This window comes from Desulforamulus putei DSM 12395, from assembly GCF_900129195.1.
Classification (GTDB): Bacteria; Bacillota; Desulfotomaculia; order Desulfotomaculales; family Desulfotomaculaceae; genus Desulfotomaculum; species Desulfotomaculum putei.
This window is the reverse complement of the sequence record NZ_FQUY01000002.1, coordinates 43495-69612: the sequence shown is the minus strand read 5'-3', so window position 1 is coordinate 69612 and position 26118 is coordinate 43495. Positions and strand designations below refer to the sequence as shown.

Annotated in this window: 23 protein-coding genes; 2 read left to right on the top strand and 21 right to left on the bottom strand. The window is 54.1% G+C overall.

The window, feature by feature from the left end; translation table 11 throughout:
- Nucleotides 1–150 precede the first annotated feature (150 nt).
- The 16 genes from BUB67_RS02530 to BUB67_RS02455 form a co-directional block, all read right to left on the bottom strand.
- A complete protein-coding gene (locus BUB67_RS02530) occupies nucleotides 151–1266 on the bottom strand; it encodes a GGDEF domain-containing protein (RefSeq protein WP_238456920.1) in 1116 nt (371 codons plus the stop codon).
- Nucleotides 1267–1577: 311 nt separating this feature from the next.
- A complete protein-coding gene (gene cobD / locus BUB67_RS02525) occupies nucleotides 1578–2654 on the bottom strand; it encodes a threonine-phosphate decarboxylase CobD (RefSeq protein WP_073235265.1) in 1077 nt (358 codons plus the stop codon).
- Between the two features lie 13 nt (nucleotides 2655–2667).
- Nucleotides 2668–3573 (bottom strand): GHMP family kinase ATP-binding protein, encoded by a 906-nt coding sequence (locus tag BUB67_RS02520; RefSeq protein WP_073235262.1) that lies wholly within the window; start codon nucleotides 3571–3573, stop codon nucleotides 2668–2670.
- The gene (gene cobS, locus BUB67_RS02515; protein ID WP_073235259.1) at nucleotides 3525–4274 is read right to left on the bottom strand and encodes an adenosylcobinamide-GDP ribazoletransferase; all 750 of its coding nucleotides are present in this window, start codon (nucleotides 4272–4274) and stop codon (nucleotides 3525–3527) included. Before cobS ends, BUB67_RS02520 begins: the two co-directional genes overlap by 49 nt.
- Before the next feature lie 62 nt (nucleotides 4275–4336).
- Nucleotides 4337–5293 carry an adenosylcobinamide-phosphate synthase CbiB gene (cbiB, locus tag BUB67_RS02510; protein WP_073235256.1) on the bottom strand — a complete coding sequence of 319 codons (957 nt, stop codon included), beginning with the start codon at nucleotides 5291–5293 and terminating at the stop codon, nucleotides 4337–4339.
- Nucleotides 5290–6825 (bottom strand): cobyric acid synthase, encoded by a 1536-nt coding sequence (locus tag BUB67_RS02505; RefSeq protein WP_084127622.1) that lies wholly within the window; start codon nucleotides 6823–6825, stop codon nucleotides 5290–5292. Before BUB67_RS02505 ends, cbiB begins: the two co-directional genes overlap by 4 nt.
- 33 nt (nucleotides 6826–6858) lie before the next feature.
- Complete coding sequence (locus BUB67_RS02500) at nucleotides 6859–7491, bottom strand: precorrin-8X methylmutase (RefSeq protein WP_416358817.1); 633 nt, start codon at nucleotides 7489–7491, stop codon at nucleotides 6859–6861.
- On the bottom strand, nucleotides 7488–7859 hold the full coding sequence (locus BUB67_RS02495; protein WP_073235250.1) for a sirohydrochlorin chelatase: 372 nt from the start codon (nucleotides 7857–7859) through the stop codon (nucleotides 7488–7490). Before BUB67_RS02495 ends, BUB67_RS02500 begins: the two co-directional genes overlap by 4 nt.
- Before the next feature lie 33 nt (nucleotides 7860–7892).
- Nucleotides 7893–8663 (bottom strand): precorrin-6A reductase, encoded by a 771-nt coding sequence (cobK, locus tag BUB67_RS02490; protein ID WP_073235247.1) that lies wholly within the window; start codon nucleotides 8661–8663, stop codon nucleotides 7893–7895.
- Nucleotides 8660–9370, bottom strand: a complete 711-nt coding sequence (gene cobJ / locus BUB67_RS02485) for a precorrin-3B C(17)-methyltransferase (protein ID WP_073235244.1) — start codon at nucleotides 9368–9370, stop codon at nucleotides 8660–8662. Before cobJ ends, cobK begins: the two co-directional genes overlap by 4 nt.
- A complete protein-coding gene (locus BUB67_RS02480) occupies nucleotides 9355–10437 on the bottom strand; it encodes a cobalt-precorrin 5A hydrolase (RefSeq protein ID WP_238456919.1) in 1083 nt (360 codons plus the stop codon). The genes cobJ and BUB67_RS02480 overlap by 16 nt, the downstream gene beginning before the upstream one ends.
- Nucleotides 10397–11143 carry a precorrin-4 C(11)-methyltransferase gene (cobM, locus tag BUB67_RS02475; protein ID WP_073235238.1) on the bottom strand — a complete coding sequence of 249 codons (747 nt, stop codon included), beginning with the start codon at nucleotides 11141–11143 and terminating at the stop codon, nucleotides 10397–10399. Before cobM ends, BUB67_RS02480 begins: the two co-directional genes overlap by 41 nt.
- A 148-nt stretch (nucleotides 11144–11291) precedes the next feature.
- The gene (gene cbiT, locus BUB67_RS02470; RefSeq protein ID WP_073235235.1) at nucleotides 11292–11894 is read right to left on the bottom strand and encodes a precorrin-6Y C5,15-methyltransferase (decarboxylating) subunit CbiT; all 603 of its coding nucleotides are present in this window, start codon (nucleotides 11892–11894) and stop codon (nucleotides 11292–11294) included.
- On the bottom strand, nucleotides 11887–12513 hold the full coding sequence (cbiE, locus tag BUB67_RS02465; RefSeq protein ID WP_073235232.1) for a precorrin-6y C5,15-methyltransferase (decarboxylating) subunit CbiE: 627 nt from the start codon (nucleotides 12511–12513) through the stop codon (nucleotides 11887–11889). The genes cbiT and cbiE overlap by 8 nt, the downstream gene beginning before the upstream one ends.
- Nucleotides 12492–13595: a cobalt-precorrin-5B (C(1))-methyltransferase CbiD gene (gene cbiD, locus BUB67_RS02460; RefSeq protein ID WP_073235229.1), complete on the bottom strand. Its 1104-nt coding sequence runs from the start codon at nucleotides 13593–13595 to the stop codon at nucleotides 12492–12494. Before cbiD ends, cbiE begins: the two co-directional genes overlap by 22 nt.
- Nucleotides 13592–14983, bottom strand: a complete 1392-nt coding sequence (locus BUB67_RS02455; RefSeq protein WP_073235226.1) for a cobyrinic acid a,c-diamide synthase CobB — start codon at nucleotides 14981–14983, stop codon at nucleotides 13592–13594. The genes cbiD and BUB67_RS02455 overlap by 4 nt, the downstream gene beginning before the upstream one ends.
- Nucleotides 14984–15210: 227 nt before the next feature.
- Between BUB67_RS02455 and lgt the strand changes: the two genes are divergently transcribed.
- On the top strand, nucleotides 15211–15963 hold the full coding sequence (gene lgt / locus BUB67_RS02450) for a prolipoprotein diacylglyceryl transferase (protein WP_073235223.1): 753 nt from the start codon (nucleotides 15211–15213) through the stop codon (nucleotides 15961–15963).
- 90 nt (nucleotides 15964–16053) lie between these two features.
- On the opposite strand, the gene BUB67_RS02445 is transcribed toward lgt, so the two are convergent.
- From BUB67_RS02445 to BUB67_RS02425, 5 genes are all read right to left on the bottom strand, one after another.
- Nucleotides 16054–17409 (bottom strand): TIGR02679 family protein, encoded by a 1356-nt coding sequence (locus BUB67_RS02445; RefSeq protein WP_073235220.1) that lies wholly within the window; start codon nucleotides 17407–17409, stop codon nucleotides 16054–16056.
- Entirely contained in the window at nucleotides 17406–21557 is a 4152-nt protein-coding gene (locus BUB67_RS02440) for a TIGR02680 family protein (protein ID WP_073235218.1), read from the bottom strand. Before BUB67_RS02440 ends, BUB67_RS02445 begins: the two co-directional genes overlap by 4 nt.
- A complete protein-coding gene (locus BUB67_RS02435) occupies nucleotides 21544–22752 on the bottom strand; it encodes a TIGR02678 family protein (protein WP_238456918.1) in 1209 nt (402 codons plus the stop codon). Before BUB67_RS02435 ends, BUB67_RS02440 begins: the two co-directional genes overlap by 14 nt.
- A gap of 20 nt (nucleotides 22753–22772) precedes the next feature.
- Nucleotides 22773–24269 carry a TIGR02677 family protein gene (locus BUB67_RS02430; protein WP_073235215.1) on the bottom strand — a complete coding sequence of 499 codons (1497 nt, stop codon included), beginning with the start codon at nucleotides 24267–24269 and terminating at the stop codon, nucleotides 22773–22775.
- Nucleotides 24270–24390: 121 nt separating this feature from the next.
- The gene (locus BUB67_RS02425; RefSeq protein ID WP_073235212.1) at nucleotides 24391–25551 is read right to left on the bottom strand and encodes a YibE/F family protein; all 1161 of its coding nucleotides are present in this window, start codon (nucleotides 25549–25551) and stop codon (nucleotides 24391–24393) included.
- Between the two features lie 297 nt (nucleotides 25552–25848).
- On the opposite strand from BUB67_RS02425, the gene BUB67_RS02420 reads away from it, so the two are divergent.
- The gene (locus BUB67_RS02420) at nucleotides 25849–26118 is read left to right on the top strand and encodes a FeoA family protein (protein WP_073235209.1); all 270 of its coding nucleotides are present in this window, start codon (nucleotides 25849–25851) and stop codon (nucleotides 26116–26118) included.

The window sequence follows — 26118 nt, the reverse complement described above, 5'->3', positions numbered from 1 at the left end:
TGCCAATCTCCAGCCAAAATATTACCGCACATAAACTTTACCATATCAGAAGGATTTCGCCAATGTTCCAAGAATTATCATACCCGAATGTTACCGAAATAAAAAATCCCGGGAATACTTTTTATTCCAGGGACAAGGGGCTTTACCCACTTACTCACAGCAGTCATAACGGTTGCGCCCCCGCCTTTTGGCCAGATACAATGCTTCGTCTGCCCTCTGAAGCAACCGGTCGGGGGTATCCCCTTCGTTTAATTCCGCAACACCAATGCTCACCGTAACTTGAACAGGTTCTTCTATGCCGGCCAGCGAAAACTCCGTTTTTTCAATGGACCGGAGCAGTCTTTCCGCCACCACCGCTGCTTCCTTAAGCGAGGTCTCCGGCAAAATGACCGCCAGTTCCTCCCCGCCGTACCGGCAGGCAATGTCTTCATCCCGCAGGTTCACAAGAACTAATTCAGATACTTTACGTAACACAAAATCACCGGATTGATGGCCATAGAAATCGTTTATTCTTTTAAAGAAATCCAAATCAATCATTAGAACACTGAGCGGACGCTTAAATCTTCTGGCCCGGTTAATTTCCTCTTCCAGTCTTGCTTTCATATACTGGTGGTTAAACAATTTGGTCAACCCGTCCAAATACATGGGCTTGCTTAAAACACGGGATGCCCGGTAAAGGATAAATCCTCCCAGGAGAACAATAATGCCAAAGCTTATTATAATGATATTTCTGACATAGTGAACATGCCTGGTAAATTCATGACCGGAAATATCTACGCCCAAAAAACCGACAAACTGACCTTTTTCATTGTACAACGGGGCGTAGCCGGTTATCAGATTGCCCCACTTGCTATTCAAAGGCCGGTCGTAAAAGGGTTTTTTCTCGGCATAGGCCCTTTCCCGCAAAGGGTCGGAAACATCAAAGCGGTCCCGGTTGGTGTAGCTGCTTTCGTCCTCACTGGTCAAGACATAAAAATATTCCATCGGGGTGCCCGGCGGCTGCCCGAATACTTTCTCCTCCTCCGGGCTGACAAAGTAGCGGATTTGATGCCCTTGCAACCTGGTTTCCACATAGATATATTTAATATCATGTTGTTCCAGCAGCGGGGCCATCTTCTTCTTAAATTCCAGGGCAGCCGGGTGATTACGGGAGCTTTTAATATCCAGCCCCAGCATTTCGTCAATCAGTTTTTGGTCAATCTTTACTAAATTAGCTGCCACCTGTGCTGTGGCCTGGGCCCGCAGCCCAAGGTTCTTTGCCAGCAAATCATAACAGGCCTGATAGGCCGCATAACCCAGGGTACCATGGCCACTGTCATAGCAATAAAAGAGACCATAAATATTTGCATTGGTGACGAGATCTTTATTTGGGCCATATTTTCCCCACGCACTTTCACCGTTTTTAATATTTAATATATTTTAATATTTTAACAGATGAAAAATATCAATGACAACGTATAATTTTTTGTCTATCCACCGAAAACATTGTAATTGTTATAAACAGTCTAATTAAAACACACCTCGGATAAATAACAAATAAGAGGAAATCAGCCCGTACATGGTACAGGAGATTTCCTCTATTTATTCTTTCTTTTCATGATGATTTCCCGTAAATGATGCAACAAAATACCGTTTTCTTCCTGACAGCGGACCGCTACCCTGAAGTAATTGCCGTCCAAACCTGCAAAGTTATCACACTGCCTGATAAGAATTCCTTTGGGCCCAAGGCAGCTTTGAATTTGTGCGGCGGTCAAGCCGCTTTCACTGCAGTCAACCAGAATAAAATTGGCTGCGGCAGGCAAGGGCTTCAGGCCCGGGATGGCTGCCAGGCCGGCGGTCAGAAAGAGTCTTTGCAGGTTTATTAATTGCAATGTCCTTTCTATATATTCCTCGTCCTGCAGAGACGCCAACCCTGCCACCTGGGCCGGCACATTCACACGCCAGGGGGGCAGTACGGCAGTCAGGTCTCTGATTATTTCCGGTGCGGCGGCCAGATAACCCAGTCGCAGTCCGGGAATGGCAAAGAATTTCGTTAAGGACCGCAAAACAACCAGAAACGGATTTGCAGGTACATGCGGCAGCAGGGACTGCTGAGGCCGGACAAAGTCCATAAAGGCCTCATCCACCATCAACCAGGCCCCCACTTCCCCGGCCCCCCTGACCAGCGGGTCCAGCTTATGCCGTTCAACCAAACAGCCGGTGGGGTTGTTGGGGTTACAAAGGATCATTAAATCTCTGGGCTGCAGCAGTTGCGCCAGTTCCCCGGGTTCTAATCTAAAATCATTTTCTTTACGAAGAACGACCTCAACCCGTTCAAAGTCCGCAAAACCAACGGCATATTCACTGAAGGTGGGAACCGGCACCAGCACCCGTTGCGGTTTGATCACCCTCCCCAGGGCATAAATCAGTTCCGCAGCGCCGTTGCCAAGGATGATCATTTCCTCCGGCAGTCCCGTTAACCGTGCGATCTCCCGGCGCAGGGATGCAGCCTGGGGTTCCGGGTAATGTTTTATGTTAACCAGTGACTCCTGCAATGCTTCCATCGCCCTGGGGGAAGGCCCCAGGGGGTTGATATTGGCGCTGAAGTCCAGAATACTTTCTTTTTTTATCCCATACATTTGCTCAGCCAACCATATATTGCCGCCGTGCTGCATCACCGTCACCCTTTTAGCGAAGGCCGCCGCTGATCATGGACGTATGCCAGACTGTCCATTCAGGCTTTTTGCGCCGGACAAAGTCCGCTGCTTCCCGGGGGTCCACCCCGCCGGGTCGCAATATCATCCCCATAACAGTACCGCTGTGGGCCACCAGCACTCCCAGGGCCCGCAGTTCCGCAGCCCACTGCCTCCACAGGGCCAAATGCGGTTTTGGCAGTACCACCTGATTGGCCTGGGCGCTGATGGTGGCGCCCCGTCCCATCATCTCCCAGTCCTCCGTCAATAATCCACGGGCCACCAATTCAATGGCCTGCTTTACCATGGGTTCCTTCTGAAAGTTTTTACTTGCCAGGTCCTTCCGGCTGTTAAAAATAATGGTGTCCACCGAGCCCCCGGGGTCAGCAACCACCAGGTCCAAAGGAGGCGCCTGGCCCAGGTACTTCTTTGGTTCACCGGTTAAATGATTGATAATCATAATACCGGGGAACATTTGCCCGTCGCTGGGTTCAATTTGGGCAGCAATTTTAGCGATTACTGCCGGCTCAAGTTCCCGGCCAACAGCCCTAGCGGTGGCCAGGCAGGTGGCGGCGATGTCTGCGGTGCTGCTGCCCATACCTTTACTCTCCGGTAAGACAGAAACCCTTTTTATGGATACGCAAGCATATTCCAACCCCAGGTATTGCAACGTCAGCCTTGCTGCGCGGCAGGATTTGTCCAAGTCTGCACGGGGCTCTCCATAATGGCTAAGCTCAACGGATACTTCGCTCCATAAATCAACCGGACAGGTGATCAGGAAAGGTTCTCCCTGGAGGGTTCCCTGTACAAGCTCACCGCAGGTGCCCGGAGCAGCAGCTCTGCCGCGGAATACTACAGCAGGCCGGCTTGCTGACCCAAAAGGATTATAAATAACGTCCACGTTTCTACCATCTCCCCGGTGGCGCCGTAGGTATCGCCTGTCATGCCACCCAAACTCTTAACAATCATACCCGTACAAACCATCGTAACCAAACCAACTGTCCCCAGGATCACCACCCCCTGCCACCCGACCAGCCAGACAGCGGCTGCCGTCAGGGTTACGCTGGCGATGGCCAACTGGGTGAACCCGGCTCCCTGAAGGCCGGCCCCCAATCCACCGGCCGCCCTGGCATAGGGATAGCGGACAATGCCAAAGGCCATCGCCCAGCGCCCGGCGGCCGGCGCTAAAATAAGGGCCGTCAGTTTTAGCCCCCAATCCAACTCATAAAGAAAGGTTAACTTTAGAAGCATAACCGTGCCAAAGGCCATAACTCCCATGGCTCCTACCCGGCTATCCTTCATGATCTCCAGCTTTTTTCCCCGATCACGTCCGCTCAAGAGGCCGTCAGCGGTATCCATCAGCCCGTCCAGGTGCAATCCGCCGGTGAGTGTGATCATTGTCACCAGGGCAACCGCATCGGCCGCCAGGGTTAAACCAAAAATGCGCAGGAGATAGCACACCCCTGCGGCAGCGGACCCCAACAGCAGTCCCACCAAGGGATAATACGACACCGATCGGGCTAATTCCTGGTTGTTTGCCATTTTTTTGTAGAGAGGAATGATTGTTAGGAAACTAACGGCCAGGCGGAAACCGGTGAACAAGGGGGTACCTCCGTGCATTTAGGATATTATTGGGCCATTGGCCTTTGGCTGTTGGCCATTCTCTAAAACCTGCTTTCAAGTACGAACCTTACTAACACTCCTGCCAGCACCGTCAGGGCAGTCACGCCGTAAGTAAGATGCAGCGCCTGTTGAATGTGACGGTATGTCAGGGGATATTTCTCTTTCCCCATGAAGGGACGGTGTGAAGCTTCACCCCGGTAATAGTTGGTGCCTCCCAACTGAATTCCCAGGGCACCTGCCACAGCGGCCTCAGGGATCCCGCTGTTGGGGCTGGGGTGGGCCGGAGCGTCCCGCAGGACAGCCCGGACAGTGGAAGTAAACCCGCCGGGTGAGCCTATGGAAAGAAAGGAGTAGAAGACTCCCGCCAGCCTGGCGGGAAGATAATTGGCCAGGTCGTCCAGCCTGGCGGCGGCCCAGCCGAGATATAAATAATCCTGATGCCGGTGCCCGATCATACTGTCCATGGTGTTAATGGCTTTATAGGTCATGGCTAGGGGAGCGCCGCCGATAAAGGCATAAAAAAGCGGTGACACGATGCCGTCCACCGTGTTTTCCGCTACCGTTTCCACGGTGGCCCGGGTAATTTCCCGTTCATTTAAATTTTCGCAGTCCCGCCCCACGATGAGGGACACCTTCTGACGAGCGGTGACGATATCCCCCCGGGCCAGGGGTTCTGCCACTGCCCTGGCGTGCTGGTGCAAACTCTTTACGGCCAGGGTGGTGGATAACAGCCACAGGTGGACAGCCAGGCCCAGCCATGGATGGACAGTTCCTGCCAGCCAGATCAGGCCCTGGGTAATGAAATATGTCACCGTGCAAACCGCAATCACCAGCAGAACCCCACCGATCCTTAATGCGGTGGCGTCGGTGGCAGTTTTTCTTATTAGCGCTTCGCATTTTTGAATCAGGGAGCCCATCAGGACCACAGGATGAGGAAGGCAGCGGGGATCTCCCACCAGCAGGTCAATGAGCAGGGCTGCCAAAATGAGCACACTCATGCCTTGATTTCTCCCAAACCCATAATTTTATACAATGTGCCCATGTCCAGGTGCCGGCGAACGGTTTCTGCCAGCCGGTCATATTTTTCATCCCGGTGTACCGGTAGCTGTCCTGCTGTTAAGGGAGAAAGGCCCTTGCGGTTTCTCAGGTAGTTCACCCAATCCAGCAGCAGGCCGCTGTTATCAAAAAGCCCGTGCAGGTGGGTGCCGAAAATCTGTCCTTGTTCAGCCACCGCCCCATCCGCCAGACAGGTGGCAATCCCGGAACGGCTGGTAATATGCAAAAGCGGCTTCGCCCCTTCGCCTAGTTTTACCTGCCCGGTATGGATTTCATAACCCTTTATTTCCCGTTCGGTTTTACACCAGCCAAGTTCCGGGCAGGTGATTCTGGCGCTGCAGCGGTGGGTCTGTTTTGCCGCCGCAAAAGTGGTCTCGATATCCAACAAGCCCAATCCGGGCACATTGCCCAGGCCGGCTTCGGTACCCAGGGGGTCATAGAGCATTTTCCCCATCATTTGATAACCGCCGCAAATGCCCACCAAGGGGACGCCCCTTTGGGCCAGGACCATGATTTCTTTGTCCAAACCCTTCTCCCTCAGGTAAAGCAAATCCGCCACGGTATTTTTGGTGCCGGGGAGAATCACTGCGTCCGGCTGACCCAGGGCATCTGCGGGGCCCACAAAGCGGAGGGCCACACCCGGTACCCGTCCCAGAAGGTCAAAGTCGGTAAAATTTGAAATCCTTGGCAGCTGAATAACGGCAATATCCAGTTCGGCCCCGGCCGGGTTTTTGGGTGTCCCGGCCAGAGAAACGGAGTCTTCCTCTTCAATACCGTGCCCATGCAGATAAGGCACGACCCCCAGCACCGGTATGCCGGTGCGCTGCTCCAAAAATTCCAGGCCCGGCCGCAAAAGTTCAAGGTCGCCGCGGAATTTATTGATGATAAACCCCGCCACCTTTTGACGCTCCCAGGGTTCCAAAAGTTCCAGGGTTCCCACCAGGGAAGCAAAAACACCTCCCCGGTCGATGTCGGCAGCTAGGAGCACCGGCGCCTCCGCCAAAAAAGCGGTCCGCATATTGACAATGTCCCGGTCCTTTAAGTTTACCTCAGCGGGACTGCCTGCCCCTTCGATAACCAGCACGTCATATTGCCGCCGCAGGTCCTCCAAGCATTGTTTCACCAGACTGACCGCCCGGGGCAAAAAATGCTGCCGGTAGTCCCTGGCGCTCATATCTGCCAGGGGTTTCCCCAGTACCACCACCTGGGCATTTAAATCCTGCTTTGGTTTTAACAAAATAGGGTTCATTTGCACCGTGGCCGTTACACCGGCAGCCTCCGCCTGGGCCCCCTGGGCCCTGCCGATTTCGCCCCCGTCCAGGGTGACATAGCTGTTAAGGGCCATGTTTTGGGCCTTGAAGGGCGCCACCCGGAAGCCATCCTGTTTAAAAATCCGGCAAAGGGCGGCACAAAGCAAACTCTTTCCCACATGGGAAGAGGTGCCTTGAATCATAATTGTTTTTGCAAGAGCCAAGGAGGGTTCCCTCCCATCAGGAATGGTTTTTATTTAGTCAATATACAACAAGGCATTAATAGTGGCGGCCGCCAGGGGGCTGCCCCCTCTGGTGCCCCGGATGGTGATATAGGGGACGTCCGCCTGCATTAACAATTCCTTGGACCGGGCCGCCCCCACAAAGCCCACCGGCATACCCACCACCAGGGCGGGTCGCAGCCCCCGGCGGATCATCCCCAGGAGGACGAACAGGGCCGTCGGGGCATTGCCGATGGCCACCACCTGGCCGTTCAATTTTTCGCCAAACCTCTCCATGGCCACGGCGGAACGTGTGATTCCCCTGGCCTTTGCCTCCGCCACCACTGCCGGGCTGTGCACGGCACAATGCACAGCCCCGCCCCACCGGCTCAGCCGGCTGCTGTTAATGCCGGCCCCCAGCATGGTGACATCGGTATAAACATGAGCGCCCCTTTTTAAAGCCGCCACCCCCGCTTCCACCGCCCGGGGATGAAAACGGACCTGCTTTGCCAAATCCGGGTCGCCACTGGTATGTATGATGCGGCCCACCACCGCCTTCTCGCCCGGTGACAGCCGCAAAGGCCGCAAAAATTCCTCCACCAGGCGCATGCTTTCACGTTCAATTTCCCTGGGATGCCAGAGAACACCTTCAAAAATATCCAATGTTATATTTCACTTCCTTGCTCCATGCGGTCTATGACAATTTCGGCGATCCGGCGGTCAGCGCCCAGGTGAGGCGCTAAAACAAACGTAATATGGGGGTAAAGTTTTTTTTGCTGCCGCAGCAAGGCCGGCAGGTCCGCCTGAATGTGGCTGCCCACCACCAGCAGCAGTGGAATGACGGTTATTTTTTTCACACCGGCCCGGTTCATTTTCTCAATGGCCCGGGGCAGGTCAGGTTCTCCGAATTGTAAAAAGCAGGTTTCATAAAGAGCCTCCCGGCCTGCGGCCTTGACCTGCTCGGTAATCTCAAAAACCTCCTGGTTGGCCTCCGGGAGACGGCTGCCATGTCCCAGGATAATAATGCCTTCCTGCATGAACACCCTCCTTAAGAACCTTGTGCCGCTGCATTACCCCTTTGGTAGATGGTTTAAGCAATATTGCAGCACCTCTTCCGGCCTGTGCAAGACCAGGGGGTAGTCCAGCCCCGGCCTCTGCCACACCACCACAGGTATGCCCGCTTCAATGGCCGCGGCAACCTTTTCTTCCACACCCCCCGTACTGCCGCTGTCCTTGGTCAGTACAACTTCCGCCTGATACTGCCGGTATAAGGCAATGTTTAATTCCACACTGCAGGGTCCCTGCAGGGCAATGATTTCGCCGGGGTTTAAACCCAGTTGCAAGCAGTGCAGGATAACCTTGCTGTCCGGCAACACCCTTGCGACCACCTTCGCCCCGGCCTGGCGGGCGGCTGCCAGCAGGGAGGACAGGGATTTGCTGCCCAGGGTGGAAAACAACACCTTCCCCAGAGACAGGGCCTGGCCGATGGTACTTTCCAAATCCTTCGCCCTGTAAACCAGGGGATGGGCCGGCAGTTCGGCGGCCGGTCTTTCCAAGCGCAGGTAAGGAACCCCCGCGGCCCGGGCCGCAGCCATGGCAGTACGGGAGGCCAGGGCAGCAAAGGGATGGGTGGCATCCACCAGCAGCCGTATCCCCTGGCGAAGAATGCCGGTTAACGCGGCTTCATCCAGGGCGCCTGTCAGGATGCGGGTCAGCCCCTGTTTTTGCAGCAGGTGGCAGCCATAGCCGGTAACCGCCGAAGCCGTTACGTTAAATCCCGCCCGCTGCAGCAGGGCGGCGGTATCTCTTCCTTCCAGGGTGCCCGCCAGCACCAGGATCACAGTCTATACCCCCTGGGTGTTACCATAAAATCTCCCTCCGTCCGGGTCTGGGCATTGCCAATGATGACGGTGGTTAACATATCAATTTCATGGTTTAACATGTCCCCCAGGGTGGTGAGGGTTTTTTGCTCCTGGCCCCGCCGGGCCTGGCGCACAATCCCCACCGGGGTCGCAGGTGATTTATATTTTAGCATAATCTCCCGGGCCGTCTTGATATGGTCCGGGCGCCCATGGCTGCGGGGATTGTACAGCACGATGACAAAATCCCCCGCTGCCGCAGCTTCAAGCCGCTTCAGCATGGTTTCCCAGGGGGTCAGCAAATCACTTAAACTGATGACGGCAAAATCGTTCATCAGCGGCGCCCCCAGGCTGGCCGCCGCCGCCGAGGCTGCGGTTATGCCGGGGATCACCCGGACCGGCACACGGCCCCCAGCCGCTTCAATGATAAGGCCCGCCATACCATAGATGCCCGGGTCGCCGCTGCTGACCACCGCCACGGTTTTCCCTGCCGCGGCCAGTTCCACCGCCTGCCGGGCCCGCTCAACCTCCCCCCGCATAGGAGTGGCTACTTTTTCTTTATCCTGGATTAAATCGGGTATTAAATCCAAATAGGTATGATAACCCACCACCACCTGGGCAGATTTTATGGCCGCCAGGGCTTCCGGGGTAAAACAGTCCCTGTTGCCGGGTCCTAATCCCACCACCACAATTTGGCCTCCGCGATGGCCACTGTAACGGGTCCCAGCTTCTGTTTTGCTACCTTCAGCCGCCCCATGGCACTGGCTGTTATGGCAGCCGGTTCGCATACGCCACCAACTCCTATCCGATCCTTCACAAAATCTGAGGGTGTAAATTGCCCGGCCAAACGTTCTATTTGCTGCCGGGTCACTTCCACCAGGGGAACGTTAAAGTATCTGGCCGCCTCCAGCAGCCCCGGTTCCCGCATTTTGAGATCCACTGTGGCCAGTGACTTGAGAGACAGCAGGCTAAAGCCTCCCAGCTTGCAGGCTGCTTTTACCGCAGACACCACCTGCTGCCGGCTGACCCCTTTGCGGCAGCCCACACCGGCCACCAGGTTGCGGGGCCGCAGCATCATCCTGGGCCCCTGCGTTGGCTGCACCAATTGATTGGTTATGTAAACTACAGGCCCGGTTACCCCTGCTTTTTCCCCCTCTATGTAAGTAAATCCCACCCTATATTCGGGCTTCAGGCGCCAGCGGGAGCAAAGGGTTACCCTTTCTCCCTCTGCCAGCAATCGGTTAAACAGCTTAATCCCTTTCGCCGGATAAATTTCGCAGTCCAATTCACGGGCCAGCAATTCCACCGCCGGCACACCGTTCACATCGGTGGCGGTGGTAATGACCGCCGTCCCCCTTAAAAGCCCGGCCACCCTTTGGGCCAACTGATTGGCCCCACCCAGGTGTCCGGCAAGCAAACTCACCGCAAACCGCCCCTTCTCGTCCAAAACCAGCACCGCGGGGTCGGTTTTTTTAGATTGGACCAGCGGCGCCAGTGTCCGCACCACAATACCGGCGGCCATGATAAAAATTAACCGGTTATACCGCTGAAAGGCCTCCGTTGCCGCCTGCTGCCAGTTGTCAAAATAACGGGTGTCAGGCGGCAGGCTTGCGCTGTACAGCCGCCCGGGAATATACAGTTGAACATCCCCCAGCAGCTTACATAAAGTACCGGCCAACCGGGCGCCTCCTTTTGTAAGGGCCAGTATGGCAACCCTATTCTCCCTCACGATATCCATGTACAAACCCCGCATCATAGAGTAAAGACCGCCCCCGGGAGACAAGAAAATCCCCCACCAAAATCAAAGCGGTGCGGGTAATGCCCGCCTCCTCAATCAGCCGGGCCAGCTGACCCAGGGTTCCCTGAACAACCCTTTCTTCCGGCCAGGAAACCCGTTCCACCACAGCCACCGGCGTCGCCGCATCATATCCCTGCAGCAGTTCCTCCTGCACCCTCCGGGCCATCCCCACCGACAGAAAGATGGCCATCGACCCTCTGTGCCGGGCCAAACCGGCCAGCGACTGTTCCGGCGGCACCGGCGTACGGCCCGCCAGCCGGGTGATGATCACCGTCTGAGACCCGCCGGGCACCGTATACTCCCTTTTCACCGCCGCTGCCGCCGCCAAAAAGGAACTGACCCCCGGCACAATTTCATATGGCACCCCCAGCTTATCCAAAGCCTCCATCTGCTCTCCAATGGCCCCGTACAAACTGGGGTCCCCGGTATGCAGGCGGACTACCAGTTTACCCCGTTGGTGATAGTCCGTCATCATGGCCACAATATCCTCCAACACCATGGGAGCGCTGTCAACCTTCACAGCATCCTCCCGGCAGCAGTCCATCACCTGCAGCGGCACCAAAGAACCCGCGTAAAGCACCAGATCCGCCTGCTTCAGCAGCCGATGGGCCTTTAATGTAAGCAGCTCCGGGTCTCCCGGCCCGGCACCGATAAAGTAAATCATGCAAAACCATCCCCAAATCATAATAAACAAAACGAACCTTAACCAACCTGAAATCACTAGCCTTTCACGCACGGCATACCCTAGGGGCCAGGTGATCCTTAGCGAACGACTTCGCGCAGGACCTCTGTGCAAACCGCAATCGCCTACCCTATTCCGGCTTCTGCCCACTAACCACAACCACAGGATTCTGCCCCTGCCACATATGAGCCTTGCCCGCCTGCCTGGCCTCCGCCACCGTAACGCTGACGGCCTCCACCTGCTGGTACCCCTGCTCCTCCAGGAACTTCAGCACCAGCGGCCCGGTTTCCAACGTAACGGCAGTGGCCGCCAGCCACCCCCCGGGCTTTAATTTCCGGTCCGCGGTCTGCAAAATCTCCGGCAAAGCCCCGGCACTGCCACCAATAAAAATCCGGTCCGCCGCCGGCAGTTTTTCCATGGTGGCCGGGGCCAATCCCGGCACCAGCTTAATGTTGTTCAACCCGAACCGGCGCACATTGGCCTCCACCAGTTCATCGGCGCTGCCGTCCTTTTCCAAAGCATAGACCGTGCCATGCTTGACCTGCATGGCGCACTCCACGGTAATACTGCCGGTCCCCGCTCCCACATCATAAACCACCGCACCGGGAAAAAGCCTCAGCTTCCCCAGCACGATCATCCTGATTTCCTGTTTGGTCATAGGAATCCCGCCGGCTCTTTTAAACAGATGATCCGGAATCCCCGGCGTAACATAGGGCCAATCTATTCTAGACACCGATAACCACCACGCAGTTGAGGAATTTTTGTTTACATTCTTTTAAGGAACGCAAAGTTCCTCTATAAAGCACTTCATCAGCATAAGAAAGATTACAGCCCACGGACACCGGCAGGTCGGAACAGCCGGCCGCCAGCAGTTCCTCTGCCAGACCCTGCGGATTGTTTTTCGCATCCGTCAAGACTGCAACCACCAACCCTGCCCGCACAGCTCCCAGCAAACGATTGTCTTCTCTGCCGTGGCGGCTCAGCACCACCGCATCCTGCCAGGGTATTTTTAACCGGGCAAACATCAATTGGACCGAACTGATGCCCGGGATAAACTCCAAGCGATCCCCGGGGAATTTGCCGGCCAGATAGGAGGCAAAACTGTATAGACCTGTGTCCCCGGACACCAGGACCGCCACCTGTCTTTCTTCATAACACCGGCGGATAAACCGAACGGCTTCCTCGAGGTCCGGTCCCAGAGGAAAAACCTCCTGGTGGGGACGGGCAAAATCCTGCAGCAGGCGCCGGGAACCCACCAGTATGTCGGCTTCCTGCAGCGCGGCAGCCCCGGCAGCGGTTAAAAAATCGGGGCTGCCGGGTCCAACCCCGATTATTTTAATTCGATTTGCCATCCCAGTTGCCCCCCGATCTGCCTGGCCCCTTCATCGTACCCCACAATCTCCCCGCTCAGTGCATACATCAGGGTGCCCACCCTGAACTTATCCCGGACATACCAGGCGGCCCGCCGGCTGGCAGCGGCGGCCAGCCGGTGGAACACCCGGGACAGGCCGCAGTTTTTCAGTATTTCCACCGCTTCGTCCGCCGTATTCATGGTCATCAATGCTTCAATAACATGCCGGGGCGCCCCCTGCAGGGCCGCATAGGCGGCAATGGTCTCCCGCCTGGCGTCGGCCAGCCTGCCCAGCGTATGAAAAATCCCTGCCGCCACCTTTACCAGTTTGCCCAGATGACCCAGTAACAGGACCGCCTCCACCGGTCTTTGGGCACACTCCTCCAGCATGGCGCCAATAAAATTGCTGGTTTCAACGACGGCTGCCGGGGGTAACCCCAATTCCCCGGCTTTATTTACACCCAGCCGGCCGGGTGTTAATACCAGCCGCCGGTACCCCAGGGCCAGGGCCTGGTCAATCTGGGGAACCAGGGAACGGCGGTACGCTTCCTCGGACATGGGGCGCACAATGCCGCCGGTGCCCAGGATGGAGATGCCGCCCACAATGCCCAGCCGGGGATTCATGGTTTGGGCCGCCACTTCCTCCCCGCCGGGGGCGCTGATCACCACCCTGGCACCCCTGCCAGGGCCCAGTACCTCCCGGACCTCCCGCTCAATCATCTGCCTGGGTACCGGGTTAATGGCCGCCTGCCCGACGGGCACCGCCAGGCCGGGTTTGGTGACGGTACCAACCCCCGGCCCCCCTGTAATAAAAATCTCTCCCTCTTGTAAACTAACCTCCGCCGCAATGGTCAGGCCGTGGGTGACATCCGGGTCATCCCCGGCGTCTTTGATAACCTCTGCCCGGCAGCAGTGTTCCCCTATTTCCACCCGGGATACCTCCAGGGTCACCCGCCCTCCCCGGGGCAGGGATATGGTTACATGATGGGCCACCGTGCCGTAAACCAGGGCCAGGGCCGCTGCTTTGGCGGCTGCGGCAGCACAACTGCCGGTGGTATAACCGGTCCTCAACTCAGCGTTCATTTGACTTGTCTCCCAAACTCTTTATAGTTTGCACAGGCAGCAAGCAAATTCCTTGCCGCCTCCTGGTTGTACCTGAAATGCAGGTGCACGTAAGAGGCCAGCAAATTGTCCCTGGCATAGCCTTCGGTGCGACCGTCCTGGCCCCTCCCCCCGCTAAGCCGGTAGGCCGAAAACTCCTCCGGAAAATCCTCCGGGCTGGACCAGTGAAATTCATGTCCTTTAAGTTCCAACCCCGCCCCTCCCAAAATGCCGGGACGGATTATTGTGGCCCTGACATACCCCAGGGCAGCCAGCCGGTTCCCCATCCTGACCCCGGCCGGCACCAGTCCCACGCCGTCATACCGTTCCCCGGATAAAGTACAGACGCTCCGGCAAAGGTACATCAGTCCCCCGCACTCCGCATAAACAGGCATACCGTTCCGGCAGGCCAGGTAAATCTGTTCCTTTATTGAACGGTTGGCGGACAAAGCGGGCAAAAACTGTTCCGGAAAACCGCCGCCGATATAAATGCCGTGTATATTTTCGGGCAGAGCCGCATCCTTCAGGGGGCTGAAGAATTGTACCTCCGCTCCCAGTTCCGTCAGATAGTCCAGGCTGTCCTGGTAGTAAAAGTTAAAGGCCTCATCTCTGGCCACGGCCAGGCGAACCCCGGTAAAGGGTCCGGCCGCAGGCAAAACGGCCCCTGCATCCAGGTCCGGCGCCTGCCGGGCCAGCTGCAAAAGGGCATCAATATCAATTTGTTCCTCGATGATGGTGGCCAACTGCCGGAGTATGTTATGTAAATCGTTGTTTTCCTCTGCCGGCAGCAGGCCCAGGTGGCGCTGGGGCATGACAATTTCCTGCCGGTTGTCCAGGGCTCCCAGCAGAGGAATCCCCAGTTCCCCTGCAATGGTTTCCCGGATCAACTGCCGGTGCCGTTCACTGCTGACGCCATTGGCAATCACTCCGCAAATATTTAACTCCGGGTCAAAGGTCCGGTAACCCTTGACCAGCGCCGCTGCACTGCGGGCCAGCCCTTTGGCCGAAAAAATCAGCACCACAGGGGCCTTTAATACTTTTGCCACCTGGGCGGTGCTGCCGGCCTCCCCCTGCCCCCTGGCGCCGTCAAATAACCCCATGACCCCCTCAACAACCGCAAGATCACTTGCCAGGGCATGCTTGAGAAAGAGCTGCCGGACTTCCTCCGGGGAGCCCATCCAGCTGTCCAGGTTATGGGAAATTTGCCCGGCTGCCGCCCTGTGCAAACCCGGGTCTATATAATCGGGCCCCACTTTAAAGGGCTGCACCCGGAGCCCTCGCCGGCCCAGGGCAGCCAGCAGCCCCAGCGTCAAGGTGGTTTTGCCGACCCCGCTGTGGGTCCCTGCCATCACAATTCTGGGTATTTTCATGGCTTACTCCTGCTTTCAACCTTCTTGCCCCCGGAAAGGGGTCAGAGAAATTATAGTACAACCAAACTGGGAATACAAGGAAGAAATCAGGTCAGCCATGACAATCTTCCTGCTCGTTTCATTGGCAAAGGTACTCCACCGAAATATAAATGATATATTCTTGAGAAATTAGTCTGGAGACGGTTAAAATAAAAGACATGACAACCTGTGAAAGAGCGGTGAATAATATGACCTACTCAGATATCAGCCCGTATATTTTCACCTGGGGCCCCATCACCGTGCGCTGGTACGGCGTGTTGATGATGGTGGCGGTGCTGCTGGGCACCTGGCTGGCCCTGCGGGAGGCCCGCCGGCTGGGAGTCAGGGAAGATGACATCATCGACATGGTATTAATCTGCGCGCCCATTTCCTGGCTGGGGGCCCGGCTGTATTATGTAATCATGGAATGGGACTACTACGGTCAAAACCTCACAGAAATCCCCAAACTGTGGCATGGCGGGCTGGCCATCCACGGGGGATTGATCACAGCCATCCTGTGCGGCTATATCTTCACCAGAGTCCGGGGGTTAAGGTTCTGGCAAGTGGCCGACATCGTGGCCCCCAGCTTCCCCCTGGGACAGGCCATTGGCCGCTGGGGCAATTTTTTCAACCAGGAGGCCTACGGCTATCCCACGGATCTGCCCTGGGCCATGTATATCGACGGGGCCTACCGTCATCCCACTTTCTTATATGAATCGTTGTGGAATTTGCTGGTTTTTGCCATCTTACTGGTGCGAAGAAGAAAACATGCCGAGGGGCAGTTGTTTATGATCTACCTGGCCCTCTATTCCCTGGGAAGATTCTTTATTGAGGGGCTGCGTACCGACAGCTTGATGATCGGCCCCCTGCGGGCCGCCCAGGTGATGAGTGTCCTTCTCATCACCGTTGCTGTGATCGGTTATATCTACCTGGGCAAGCGGACCCGCAACAAAACACAATAGTATAAAACCCTGTGCAGCTCAACCGTCACAGGGTTTCCTTTACTTCCAGCATACAATTATATGCCCAAAAGCGAGTGGTTTCCAGCATTGTCAGAGACATCCTGAAGTTAGATAGGTTTCAATATCTGCCACCAGGCCTTTAATCAAATGCTCTTGGTAAGCGGCCCTGCGCTGCTGCAGCATTTCATTCTTTACCGGGGCCAGCTCTAAATTCGAAATCCCCTGCAATTTCTTTAATCTGGCGTCATCCAGCTCCACTTCCGATATAGCGCCCGTATAATCACGCAAACTATAATGCCAGAGTTTTACCCTTGAACCATAGCGGATGAGCAGTCGTTGCGCCATGAAAAGCCCCTCCGGGTCAAAATCACCGGAATAATATATCATGGCACCGTTTTGGACAAGTTTATCCAACAAAATCAAGGTTGCCAGTTTAATTTGCCCGTGGGTGCAAAGAATCGGCGGCGTTTCCCTGGTCGTAAAATGATCTAACAATTGTGAATAGACACCGGAATTTTCCGACACGAACACAACTTCCTCTTTGTCCGGGTGGTAATAGGAGATGCCGGGCATGAACCGTTCCATTTTAATGATTTCCCGCAAGGGGGCATTCAGCACCACCCCCTCTTCCATGGCGCATCGCCAAAGTAACGCCGGTTCTGTTTCATGTTCCCGAAAACCCAGGATACCTGTGCAGGTAGCAAAATTCAGCAGGTCATCTCTGACGATGCCAAAATGCCCCAGCAGCTCCGTTTTATCCTCGGAACTGAGGGACGGCTGGATGGGGTAGTCCTTATTTTGCTGCCAGCGCAGAAACTGTAACCCGGACAGTAAAAGCCTGCCCTGGTCGGTGTCCAAGTCAAAACCGTGGGGATCGCCGGTAATGCGGCTGGCAAAAAAGGGCAGTCTTTCGTAGCGGACCTCCTTACCGTCCCCGGGCAGTTGGGCCAGCGCCGTTAACACAGCTGCCAGCTGGCGTTTTAACAGCATCGCATCTCGGTCATAGACCCGGTGAATGCCCCGGGTTCCCTTGCCTTTATTTTCAATGTGTCTCAGCCACAGGCGGCAGTTTTCATGGCTATGTTGATCATAGAGTTCTTGCCAGAATTGTTTCTTTTGGCTTTGATAACGAGTTTCCATGTCTTCCCGGGTGAGGATGTCTTGCCCGAAATAACCTTCCAGCAGTTCCTTCAGGCCTACGCCGCTGAACCTTGTTTTTTGCAGGGCTTGCTCAAAATCCTCCAAAGTTACGGTGACAGAATCTTGTTTGCCAAAATCCCGACGCAGCAAGGAAGAAAGGGCCTCTCTTTCTGCCCGGGTTAAGGAGTCAAGCCTTACACTTCCCCCAATTCTGCCCAAAGATTGATATTTTTTTGTAAACAGGTCCAATAACCGGTGAAACCCCTTTTCCTGTTTAAAGTAGGCAACTGCCTGCTGCAGGTTCATAGATTACTCTCCCGTTTGTGCAACAAATGTCTTGCCCTGCCATCCCAGTAATAACGGACTACGCTCACATAGGGAGCGTTTTTGGGCCGCACCAATTCGCAGATGGACAGGGAGGACACCGTGTCGTAGTCGCCCCAGAGGGCCTGGGAGTTCATGATATAGTCGAACCCCAGTTTTTCCACCAGGTCGAACATATCCCGGATATTGTTTTCATCTACCCCGGCAAAGGCTTCATCCAGGGAGATGATGTAAGGGGCGTCTTCCCGGGCCTCCAGGTAGCGGGAGTAGGCGGCGGAAAACAGCGGGATGTACATGGCCATGGCCTTTTCCCCGCCGCTGAAGGTATAAAAAACATTGTTGGTCAGCTCTTTGCGGGGTTCTCCCTCCCGACGGTAGTAGAGGGTAAAAGAAAACCACTGGCGGTAGTCCAGCATTTCTTTAATGATCTGGTGGAAGGATTCGCCGTATCCCTTATCGGCCAGCACTTCTTTGGCCCGGTTCACCTTTGAGCGAAAATGCTGGGTAACCCGTTCCACGTCCTGTTCCTTTAAAAGGCGCGGGTCTGAACGCAGCAGCTCCACCAGGTCCCGGGTGTCCATTTCTTCTTCGTGTTCTGCGGTGCGGGGCTTCCACTGAATGGAAAAGGTCAGCCCGCTGGAGGTATCCCTTTGCTTCATTAATTCGTCAATTTGCCTAACCCATTCTTCGGCCCGGTTTATCCTGCGCTTAATCACCCGGCCCACACTGTTCAAGATGACCTCTTCGTACAATTCCCGATCCTTTTCGTTGAGGATCATTTTCTGCAGATCAATATCTTTGTCCATTTGTTGAAGGACGTAATAAACACTGACCTTTTTACCGTTATACTCCATCAGGAGTACAACCCGGCGGGACTTCTGCCGCAGTTGTTCAAACCGGACCCTCAGCGACCCATCTTCCACTTCCGGAAGGTCTGTAACTTCCAGGCTTTCTTCCTGGGTCAACCGGTATTCCACCAGAACCCCTTGCTCCTGGTAAAAGACTTGATTTAACCGGTTTTCAACTTTGCCCCGGTCGATGGTTTTATCCTGCAGAAGATGCCCGTAGGCCTGCAGGACCTCCTTTGCTTTTTTCATCAGTCCCGCTTCCCCGGTGTCTGTTTCTGCTTCGGCTTCCGTCACATAGCCCAGTTTTAAATCTTCCAGGAATACCCTTTGCCAGGCGCTGTACAGCCTGTTGGTGTAAGACAGGGTTTCCCCTATGGTCGCTATCTCCTTTGCCGCGTCTTCCATATCACGCCGGGTTCCTTCAATCTGCCGGGCCAGCTGCATCAGTTCATCAGGGATTTCCTGTAAACGCTGCAGCACCTGTGCCATGCGGGCGCGAATTTCCTCTGCGCCAAGTTCCTGCAGGCGCTCCAGCACCTGCTTGAGTTTGACTTCATTTTTCTTCAGGTCCCCCTCCAACACATTGAGGTCGCCCTTCAGTTCATCCACATCGGCCATCAGGTCATGGAGTTCCCCTTGCAAGTGGCCGATGTTTTTTTGCAAGTTCATGTGGTCTTTGTGAACCAGTTCCAAATTATGTAGCAGATTTATATAATTTTGCATACGCTGCCAGGCAATTTGATAAGCTTCCTCCGTGGTTGGCAGGTTCATTTCTGCCGTTAACCGGCGCAGCGTGTTTTTAATGTCCTGCAGCTTGCCATAGGCTTTTTTGACCAGGTCATTTTTTCGCTCTACGTCCTCCTGCCGCAGTTTCACCTGCCGGGACATGTCCTGCCGGGTATCGTAAGCGGTTCTGGCATCTCGGAAGGAAGGAAATTGACGGTTCTCTGCCACCAGGCGCTGTTTCCGTTCCGCAAGCTGTTCCTTTTGCTCTATCAGTTTGTTTAATTCCTGCTCCAGTTGAAGAAGTTGGCTTTTTAATTCTTCAATCACTTGCGCGCGATAGCGGCGTCTGGATTCCTGACCGATGTAGATGGATTTAGCCCCGGGGGCATGGCCCTGCAGCAGTGAAAGTTGGTAAGAGCCGTCCTCCCGTACCACGGCCGCTCCCTGGCCGGTATCATCTATTAAAATGCTGCGCAGCACATTGTCAATGTCCTCGGCCCTGACAGCGCTTCCCTCCACCGGGGTGGGGTACAGGAAGTCTGCCAGGGTATAGGCAAAGATATGGGGGGAAGGTTTGATGACCCGGTCATACTCACCCACCCGGTCAAGATAGGCTTCCGGCACAATGAGGGCATCCAACAGACCCATATGAGTAATGGCTGCCTCAATCCGTTCCCGCTGTGCAGGCTGGATATGGTCGTGAAACTCCACCGCTGCGTAGAAGGGCACATGGGGAATTTGTGCTGCCGCCAGTTTCTCCCGTGACGCTGCAGTGTCCGGGTGCCGCTCCGGCTCGGGGTCTTTCCTTTTCTTCCATTCATGTAGTTCCTTTTCTTTGGCGGCAATTTCCTCACGCAGGACGGTAATCTTATGGTCTTGCTGGCTAAGCTGCTCCTGGAGGGCGCCAAACCATTTTTCATAGGCCCTTTGGACCGGCTCCTTGACTTCCTCCCCCTGGTAGTATTCAAATATTTGCATGATCCGCTGGGAAACCACTTGGATTTCTTCCGGGGACAGCAAAAACTCACTGTTTTCCTTTACCCACCGGTGGAACTGCGCCAGCAGGTTGTCCTTTTCTTCCTCAAAAAGCTGGGTCCACTTTCTTTCCTCTTCTTTAGCTAAATCCAGTTTTTTACTGGCTTCCGCCAGCTCCCGCTCGGCCTCTTTGTATTTTTCGCCGGCCCTGGTTTGTTCCCCCAGGGTTTTCAAGATATTTTCCAAAAGATTTTTATAAGCACGGGATTCTTGCTTCCAAAGTTCAAAGCCATAACCCTTTTGATAGTTTTTCTTAAATTCCTCCGCCAGCGGCGGGTGACTGGTAAAGTCAGCCTCCGCCGCGTCCAGTTCCAGTTCGTCCAGCAGGTTCTCCATGTCCCGCTCGGTTTTCTGTACCTGGCTTGTCAGGCCAGAAAGGTTTTCCTGATACTGCCGTTCTTTCCGCTGCTTTTGTTCCAGGCTGTCTTTCTTTTGCTGGATGTTTTTTTGCAGGGAGGATATTTTATTCTCAATGGCTGCCCGTTCTTCTTCGGCATTAAAGGCCTCATGCTCCCGGAGACTTTTTTCTTCCTCCGTCAGGACATCCCTTTCCAGCTTGACCTGCTCCATTTTTTCGTTCAGCCGGTCCAATTGATCCTGCTTTTGTTGCAGGGCTGTTTGCACTTCTTGCCGGCGGTTGAGAAGTTTATCCAAGTCCCGCCGGGCTCTCTGGAGACCATCGGCCTTTTCAGCCAAAACATACCGGTTATACTGATCGTACTGGTGACAAAGCCTTTTTAAAGACCGCTGTTCCCGCATCAGCTGGTCCAACTGCTGCTTGGTTTGATCCATATTCTCAATGGTATCCGTCAGGGGACGTAATTCCTCATCGGAAAGGGGAGGCAGGGCATCGGTTAAAATTTCATAGATGACCGTGGGCTTAAAATCTTTGGACAGTTTGGGACTGCGCAATTGAATTAACAGTTTGACCAGTTCTTCAAAGGCATCGGGGTTTTCAAAGCCAAAGAGATGCTTGTTGACCAGATCCAGGTATTCTTGCTGGGTCTTAACCACCCGCCCGCCGTTCCCCACCCGGTTTTCCAGCTGTCTCCGTGAAAGGGGTATCTTTTGTTCTTTGCCGTCCTCCACACTGAAGACCGTTTCATATAAAAGCAAATCCCGACCAATCCGGCGGTTGTCGAACAAAACGAAATACCAGGATTCCAGGTTGCTGTGCCTTTTGGCCCGAAGACCCATGCCGGTGGTCAGATATTGTTCCAATCCTTCCCGCTTATATTCCAGGTAGAGGTAGCCGGTCCGTTCTTCCCGGTCCACCACTCCTTTTTCACCTAAGAGGTAATCCTCCATTTTTCTTGCCTTGGAGCCAAAGGGGTCCAAGCGGTCGGGGCTTTTTTTACCATCCAGCAACACCGGGATGAGGCTCTGCATGGTCACAGATTTCCCTGACCCGTTGCTCCCTCTGAGCAGCAGTTTGCCATTGGCAAAGGCAAACTCCTCTTCATCGTAGTACCAAAAATTCAAGACACCTGCCCGGTGTAAATGCCATTTATTCTTCTTCATAGAATACCTCTCCTTCCGCTGCCTCGGGCTTGAAGTCCCCGGGGTAGCTGCCGGTGGTTCTTACCAGCAGAGGGTAGAGATAAATGACACCTGTCTCCTCATCCTCCGCGGCCATTTTCCATTCCACCAGCAGTTCCAGCAGTTCCCTGCCCACCTCGGCAATATCCATCTCCCGATATTGTTTGCTCCAACCCGCTCCATACCGGTCCCGGCAAAGGCTCAGCCAATGCAAAAATTCCAGCGGGGTCAGATAGATGCTGCCGTCAGGCAGCAGGGAAAACTTTTCTTCCTCCTGCTGCCGGCGCACCACAGAGGCAAATTGCAGGGCAATGTCACAGATGGCCCGGTTATCGGGAAACAAGGTATAACGTGACTTGCGCTCGGTCAAGGTAAGCATGGCCGTGTTTTTATAGAGTTCAAACTGAAAATCCGTATGCTTCTCAATATCCTCCCGGATACGATGGCGGTAATTGCGCAGGTATAAAAAGTCGGCATCCTCTGCCCCTTTCATCATCATGGCCGGCGATAAGAACAACATCCGGTAAACCCGGTGCCTTCTGGAAGCCCCGGTGGTTTCCTCTTGTCCCATGGTTTCTGCCGCCAGAATTTGCTCAACAGTTTGCAATTGAAATAAATCCCTGGGAAAGGAGCGGAGAAAATAGCGGGCGGTTATGGGAACTTCGTAAAGCACTTCATGGGTCTCGGTATAGCTGAAGTCGCTCACGTCCCCCTCCACCACCTTTACAACATCGTGTTCGGTGGCAAACTGCAGCACCCGCACCAGGGATTTGCGGTGTTCGTAATGGGTCCAGTCCAACCCTTCTTCACCGGGATAAAGCCCCTGCAATTCTTCGCACAGGTTGGAAAGCAAAAATTGTTCTTCCACTGCTTTATTCTCAAGGCAGGCCATCAAGCAGCAAAGAAGGACATAATCCCTGGTATCCTTAAAGGATTGAATGCCCATCCAGGGCTCCGGTTCGGCGGGTACTTTTTCCAGTTTGGCGAAGTGCCGGTGTAAAATTAATCGAAAGCCCATTTTCTCCAGAAAGTAGGTGCGCAATACCTGTTCCCGCTGCCGAACCAGTTGGTATTTGTCCGGTTCTTTATCCCGCAAAATCCAGAATTGCTCCAGCAGGTGTTCCGCCGCTTCTTTGGCTGTTTCATCAAAGGTGTGGTCCCGTTTATCAATTCGCACAATATTCACCCATCACTTGTTTAGTTTAAAAATTGGATCAAGTAGTTTGGCATCCGTAAATCCCCGTCCGGGGACCGCAGGGTGATTTCACGGTCATCGATCAAAGACAGACGGATCAGGCGGCCGTTTTCCGTCTTTCCTGTCAGCTGGGGGTTGGTCATACACTTGCCAATCCAGTTCAGCAAAGTCTTTCTGATAAAGGGGTCTATCTGGGGAAGTTCGGCCGGCACAATGCGGTCCCCCTGGATGATCTGGTCTATCAGCCTTTGTTCCGTTTCCTTTTCCCGCAGGTATTGTTCCAGCAGTTGTTGTTTTTCTTCCTGATGACTCTCCACTGCGCCGGTTTTTGTTTTTTCCCGGTAGGTTCTGACCCTGGGCTTCAAGGTGAGTTCAGTGGGCTTTTCATGCCATATCTCGGCGTAAATATTCTCGGTTTCCTTTACCCCGGCATAGAGATGGCGGCTGTGAAACACGCCAAAAACACAAGCCGAAAGTTTATGGGCTTCTTTTAAATCCCGGCACCTGTTAAACCATTCTGCCAGGTGAAGGTAGTCCCGGCGGCGGCTTTTAAAATTATGGTGTCTTTCCCCCAGCCGCTGGGCAAAGCGCGTAATGCGGCGGATGGTTTCGGTGGTGGCATTTTGCAGGAAGACCAGGTCGCCGTCCCGGCCTTCCCGCCCCAAAAACCAATTTTTAAATCCCTGCCACTGCAAAAGATAGTTTTGTACCAGTTTATCCCTGGACGGTTGTTCTTCCAGCCGCGGGATGCTTAAATAGTGGTCCGCCAGGCGGCCGGCAATTAGTTCAATTAATTCCGCCGGTATACGTTCCAGAAGTACCTCGATGCGAAAGGAGGTGCGCTGTAAGACCGTCATAAAATTCCGGAGATACTCCGTAAGGGCGTCTTTGTAAGCCAGGAACGCCTCCGTCATCATCATTTCTTCTATTTTTTCACTCTGCAGGTAAGCCAAATAGTCGGCGGCATTTTCCGTCAGGTTCTTAAAGTTGCCCTGCAGGTCATCCCAAACCATATTTAATTCTTCATTCGATAACTTGTTAATCTTCCGGTAGATATCTTCACCGGTGTCAGGGGTTAGTTTCAGGAGGGCTTCCAGAATGCGAATAAAGAAGGTCTTTTCCAGGGACCCGCCAAAGGACTGGCCCATTTGCTCCAACCTTTGTACCATCCGTTCAATTTCAATGGTGTAGGGGGTACACTGATAGCGGAATCTTTTCTTTTTAAAATCCTCAATGCTGTATACCTTTCCCGTATCCTGTCGGGGAATAAGGTTCTTCCAATTGACCAGCTGGTTTAAATCCTGCTGCAGGTTTTCTTCGGTGTAATCAGCAAAATGCGGGCTCTCCTTAAGGTATTCCAGCACTTCTTCGGGAAACAAGTAATAGCGTAGCTGCTCATGCTGTAAATAAAAATAGCGGAGTATGGCCCGGTATCGCCAGGCGATGTTCGATGTTAAATAAGTAACTTCCGGTACAGGTTTTAGTAAATTGTCGTCCATGATCATCTCCCCCGCCAAGTGTCTTCTTTAGTACATTTTTGTCATATTTCTACTGTTTCCTGCCGGCCACGTCAACAGACCTGTTGAAAAATTTTGGTTATAAAAAATCGAGGCATTCACCTCAATTTGCAAGATCTGTCTTTTTTTCTAACCGCTTGAGGCGGGTAAACAACAGGCCGGCGGCCAGGGAGGTAACGGGAATGGCCAGGATTAATCCGATGCTGCCCGTTAAGGCCCGGACAATTTCCGTGGCGATCAGGTCAAGGTTAATGACTTTTAAAAAGGGCATGTCGTAGGCCATGAAGATAAGGATTAACGGAATGGCTCCCCCGGTGTATGCCAGGATCAGGGTGTTGGCCATGGTGCCCATGACATCCCTGCCCACATTAATGCCCGCCCGGATCAAGGCCCGGGTATCCAGAGAGGGGTTGGCCCTTTTTACTTCCTCCACAGCGGAGGCAATGGAGATGGCCACATCCATCACGGCACCCAGGGCGCCGATAATCATCCCGGCAAACAACAGGCCCTGGTAATCAAATTTTACCTGCTGCGGGATGTACAACAGCATTTGCATTTCTTCGCTGCTAAAGCCGGTAAGTTTGGCCGCGGTACCTACCAGCATGGCCAAAAAACCTGCCGTTATGACACCGCTGGTGGTGCCGATAACCCCCGCCAGGGTTTTGCGGTTAAAACCATGCACCAGCACCATGGTAACGGTGGTCATGACAGCAGCCACCAGCACCGTCATTAAAAGGGGACTGTGTCCCTTAAACATGAGGGGGAGCAGCACATAAAAGATGCCCACCCCTGTTAAAGCCAGTGACAGAACCGATTTGGCCCCCTTGATCCCCCCCACCGCAACCATCAGCAGGGCAAAAGCACCGGCCAGGTAATACAGCTTTTTGTCCCGGGCATGGTCTGCAACAAAGGCATTGGTAATCTTGTTTCCCTCAACTTCCACCGATAAAATCACTTCATCACCGGGCTTAACGTTTACTGCCATGCCGGGCTGGTCCGGCACCACATGAAAAAAGCTCACTTCCTGTCCTTTGTAAGGGCCGCTCAGCACTTTGGCCGTAACCAGCTGCTCTTTTCCCTGGACCCAGCCCTCCAGATCCGGCGCATGGTCCTTCCCTTCCGTTACTTCCAATATCCGGGCCCGGACGATAATTTCCTTGCCCGCCTCCATGCCGCCCGCTGTATCCGTTTCATTGGCGAAACAAGCTTGTCCGGTAAAAAGCATTAATAAAACGGCCATCAGCCACAGGATAAATCGCTTCATCTCTCCACCTCTTTTCATATTCCTTTAAATTGTACTTTAACCGGACATTTTTCGGCAATACCATACCACAAATGGGGTCTGTTTCCTTTTTGGCCCTCGGACCAAGTTTTTTGTAACAAAGAGTTACCGCCGGTCATAGCATGATGGTAGAACCCGCCTGACAGTTAGCCGGCTCTAACTATGGGGCTGCGTTTCATCACCGATCCCTTTCTTCAAAATGCTTCACTGATGCCTTGGCCTATTGTTAGTCGGGACTAATTTAGTTAAACACTTCTAACTTACTCGGGGGGAATCCTTATGCAAAGTGACCGGGGCATTTTTTCGGCGGAACATATCATTTCCCTTTGTGACTTGCCGGTGGGGAAATCAGCCGTTATCAATTCCATTCAGGCGGAGGGGATGACACGGCGGAGGATGATGGATCTGGGTCTGGTGCCGGGAACCCGGGTGGAAGCCCTTCGCATCAGTCCTGCCGGGGACCCCAAGGCTTATAAAATTCGGGGGACAGTGATTGCCTTTCGGCGGGAAGAGGGATCAAAAATACTGGTGAACCTTAAGGAGGATTAA

Coding starts and splice junctions, on each gene's coding strand:
- cobD (WP_073235265.1), bottom strand. CDS start 2,654: ATGCAGCACGGCGGCAATATATGGTTGGCTGAGCAAATGTATGGGATA.
- BUB67_RS02420 (WP_073235209.1), top strand. CDS start 25,849: ATGCAAAGTGACCGGGGCATTTTTTCGGCGGAACATATCATTTCCCTT.
- BUB67_RS02495 (WP_073235250.1), bottom strand. CDS start 7,859: ATGCAGGAAGGCATTATTATCCTGGGACATGGCAGCCGTCTCCCGGAG.
- BUB67_RS02445 (WP_073235220.1), bottom strand. CDS start 17,409: ATGAACCTGCAGCAGGCAGTTGCCTACTTTAAACAGGAAAAGGGGTTT.
- cbiE (WP_073235232.1), bottom strand. CDS start 12,513: ATGGCAAATCGAATTAAAATAATCGGGGTTGGACCCGGCAGCCCCGAT.
- BUB67_RS02425 (WP_073235212.1), bottom strand. CDS start 25,551: ATGAAGCGATTTATCCTGTGGCTGATGGCCGTTTTATTAATGCTTTTT.
- BUB67_RS02480 (WP_238456919.1), bottom strand. CDS start 10,437: ATGATGCGGGGTTTGTACATGGATATCGTGAGGGAGAATAGGGTTGCC.
- cbiD (WP_073235229.1), bottom strand. CDS start 13,595: ATGAACGCTGAGTTGAGGACCGGTTATACCACCGGCAGTTGTGCTGCC.
- cbiB (WP_073235256.1), bottom strand. CDS start 5,293: ATGAGTGTGCTCATTTTGGCAGCCCTGCTCATTGACCTGCTGGTGGGA.
- BUB67_RS02440 (WP_073235218.1), bottom strand. CDS start 21,557: ATGAAGAAGAATAAATGGCATTTACACCGGGCAGGTGTCTTGAATTTT.
- BUB67_RS02455 (WP_073235226.1), bottom strand. CDS start 14,983: ATGAAAATACCCAGAATTGTGATGGCAGGGACCCACAGCGGGGTCGGC.
- BUB67_RS02430 (WP_073235215.1), bottom strand. CDS start 24,269: ATGGACGACAATTTACTAAAACCTGTACCGGAAGTTACTTATTTAACA.
- cobM (WP_073235238.1), bottom strand. CDS start 11,143: ATGATTTACTTTATCGGTGCCGGGCCGGGAGACCCGGAGCTGCTTACA.
- lgt (WP_073235223.1), top strand. CDS start 15,211: ATGACCTACTCAGATATCAGCCCGTATATTTTCACCTGGGGCCCCATC.